2 protein-coding genes are annotated in these 3,309 nt (G+C 75.4%); both read left to right on the top strand.

The features are described from left to right. Nucleotides 1-2,343 (top strand): DUF6049 family protein (locus tag N864_RS25205; protein WP_051518871.1); only part of this gene is annotated, 2,343 nt, incomplete at its 5' end. A gap of 18 nt (nucleotides 2,344-2,361) precedes the next feature. Continuing rightward, the coding region (locus N864_RS20535) for a protein kinase family protein (RefSeq protein WP_476702746.1) at nucleotides 2,362-3,309 on the top strand (948 nt) is incomplete at its 3' end.

Raw genomic sequence — 3,309 nt, 5'->3', positions numbered from 1 at the left:
GAGCCGATCGGCGACGGGCAGGCGTCGGCCGTCGCCACCCCGCCGCAGGTCACGCCGGCGCGGGACCGCGCCCTCGTCACCCTGACCGACGTCAGTCCCGTCGTCGTCGGACCGGGCGCGACGGTCAAGCTCAAGGGCATCGTGACCGCCCCGAGCGTCGGTGCGCTGCTCGGGGCCACGCTCCGGGTTGTCCGCGGCACCGCCGACCTGGACCGGCGTGGAGCCGTCGCCGCGTGGGCGGCCCAGCAGGGCCCGGCGCGCGGCTCCGTCGTCGGCACGGTGACGCTGCCGACGGTCGACGCGGGGCAGAGCGCGAGCTTCAGCCTCGACCTGCCGGCGAGCCGCGTCGCGTCGCGCGCCACCTTCGCGGCGATCCCGCTCTCGGTCGAGGTCACCCCTCACGCCGCCACCGAACCGGCGGGCGTGCTGCGCACCTTCCTCACCTGGCAGTCGCGCAAGGAGTACGTGCCGCTCGAGATCGCCACCGTCCTGCCGGTCACCCTCGACCCCGACCCCGCGCTCTTCTCCACCGACGAGGGCAAGCGGGTCGCGGCCTGGCAGGCGGCCATCGGACCGGGCTCGCGGGTGCGGCACCTCCTCGAGGGGTCGGCCGGGCACGACGTGACGCTGGCGGTGGACCCGTCCGTGTTCGGGCCGAGCGTGGCCGGGTCCGCGGCCGGAGGCCCGACGCCGGGGCCGACACCGGGTGCGACGCCTGGTGCGACAACGGGGCCGACACCGGGTGCGACAGCGGGGCCGACACCGGGGGCGACTCCCGGGGCCACGACCGCGCCCGCGACGGGCACGACGTCCGGAGCCCCGACGGGCCGCCCCTCCGGAGGGGCAGCGTCAGGCGCGGCCACCGGCGCACCCTCGACACCCGCGACGACCCCCACGGCGCCCGCTTCACCCACACCCACGCCGACACCCACGCCCACCGCGACGGGGACGACCGGTCTCGCGGGCCGCGCGGTCACCGAGCTCGGCGACCAGGTCGTCGACCTGCTGCGCGGGCGGGCGGTGTGGGCGCTGCCCTACGCCGACGGTGACCTCGCGGCCGCCGTCGAGGCGGACCCCACGAATGCCGTCATCCGCGACCTCGTCGACCGATCCTCGGTCGTCGGGCGCCGGCTCGGCCAGTCCGTCCGCGCCGACGTCGTCCTGCCCGCCGATGGCCTCCTGCCGGCCGGGAGGGAGGCCGGTCTCGCGACGCTGCTGCGCGGCACCCGGCTGGGCAAGGCAGCCGGCATCGTGGTCAACAGCGCAGCGGTCACCGGCCCGACGGCATACACGCCCTCCGCCCGCAGGATCAGTGCGGCCGGCACCCGACTGCTCGGCTGGGACGCCCCGCTGTCGGCGTTGTTGCCCTCGGGGGCCGGTGCAGGGGTTGCGGCGCGGCAGCAGTTCCTCGCGGAGACCCTCGCCCTGCTCGGCGAACGGCCCGGCACCCAGCGCTCCGTGCTCGTGCTCGGCTCCCGCCGCTACGACCCTGACCCCGCAGCGCTGCGTGACCTGCTCACCGCGATCGACGCCGCCCCGTGGCTCACCCCGGTCTCCGCCGACTCGCTGCTCGTCGACTCCGGAGACGACGTCGCGACGCGGGCCGGCACCCCCGCCAAGCCGGTCCCCGCCGCGGCCCCGGGTCCGACGTTGACGACGACCCGTCTCGCCCGGATGGCCGAGGAACGCGAGACCCTGCGCCGGGTGGCCACGGTGCTGCGCGACGGCGCCACCTTCGAGGCGACCTACCGCGAGGTGCTCGACGAGCTCGCGAGCACCCGGTGGCGCTGGGCCCCTGCTGCGTGGACCTCCCTCGCGACGACGATCTCGACGAGCGTGCGGGACGCGACGAGCGCGATCCAGGTCGTCCCGCGCAGCTTCAACTTCCTCGCGGAGCAGGGCACCCTCACCCTCACCGTCGAGAACGGCCTCGACTTCGCGATCGAGGACATCCGGCTCGTCCTCGCTCCGACGAACCCCCGGATGCAGGTGGTCAAACAACCTCCGCCGATCCGGATCGGCGCCGAGTCGAAGACGAGCGTCAAGGTGACCGTCCGGGCGGTCGCCGCCGGCCAGGCCGACATCCGGGCGTTCCTGACGACGGCCGACGGCACCCCCATCGGCAAGCCGGCCATCATCCCCGTCGCCGCGAACCCGCTCGACACGACGATCTACTGGGTCGGTGGGGTCGTCGCGGCGCTCGTCCTCGTCGCCGGCGTGGTCCGGTCGCTCGTGCGGGGCACGTCCCGGATCGACGAGATCGACGACCCCCACGCCCTCGACGTGGACCCCGACGTCGACGCGCACGATATGGAGCGCGGTCGCGAGGGCCGATCCACTTAGGATGGTCGCGACCCAGCCATGGAAAGGGGTGACGGGATCGTGCAAGGAGTCGGTCCGGGTTCGGTCCTCGCAGGGCGGTATGCCGTCACCCTGCGCACGGCCGAAGGCCCGCATCACGAGCGGTGGCGTGCCACCGACCAGACCCTCGAGCGCGATGTCGTCCTCGTGTGCTTCCCGAGCTCGGCCCCCATCGCACCGGCAGCCCTCGACGCCGCCCGTCGCGCCGCCGGCCTCGAGGACCCCCGGCTCGTCCGCGTGCTCGACGTCGGTGCGGACGAGGACGTGTCCTTCATCGTCGAGGAGCCGCTGACCGGCTCGGCCCCGATGTCCTACCTGCTCCATGGCGGCGGGCTCCCGGCCGAGGAGGTGCGGCGCCTGGTCGGCGAGTCCGCGACGGCCCTCGAGAAGGCCCGACACCGCGGCCTGCACCACCTGGCCCTCGACCCGAGCTCGATCCTGCGGATGCCGGACGGCTCGGTCAAGGTCCGGGGACTGGCAACCGACGCCGCCCTCGCCGACACCGACACCGCGGAGGACGAGCTCGCCGCCCGCCTCGACGCGGTCGGGCTGGTCCGGCTGGTCTACGCGGGGCTCACCGCCCGGTGGCCCGGCGCCGCTCCCGAGGACGCCCAACCCGTGCCCTATGCCGGGCTCGAGGCAGCCCCGACGATGGTCGGCGGCGTCGCCGCTCCCTCCGAGATCGCCGTCGGTGTGCCGGCGGACCTCGACCTCATCTGCCGACTGACACTGACCGACGACGTCGGCCCAGTGTCGCCCGGCGACCTGGCGAACCAGATCGCGCCGTGGCCGCACGAGGCTCCCGTCACCGACGGGGCGACGGCGATCGGCCTGCCCCGCACGTCGCTGGCGAGCAACGACCCGACCCGCGTCATGCCGGCGGGCGCCGGTGGGGCGCGCACCGAACGCGAGGGGCCGAGTCACCTCGCCACCGCGGGAGCCGCCGCC

Origin of the sequence: Intrasporangium chromatireducens Q5-1 (genome assembly GCF_000576575.1) — a bacterium.
GTDB classification, from domain to species: Bacteria; Actinomycetota; Actinomycetes; order Actinomycetales; family Dermatophilaceae; genus Intrasporangium_A; species Intrasporangium_A chromatireducens.
Note: the sequence above shows the minus strand (reverse complement) of the source record. Positions and strands in the feature narration are given on the sequence as shown.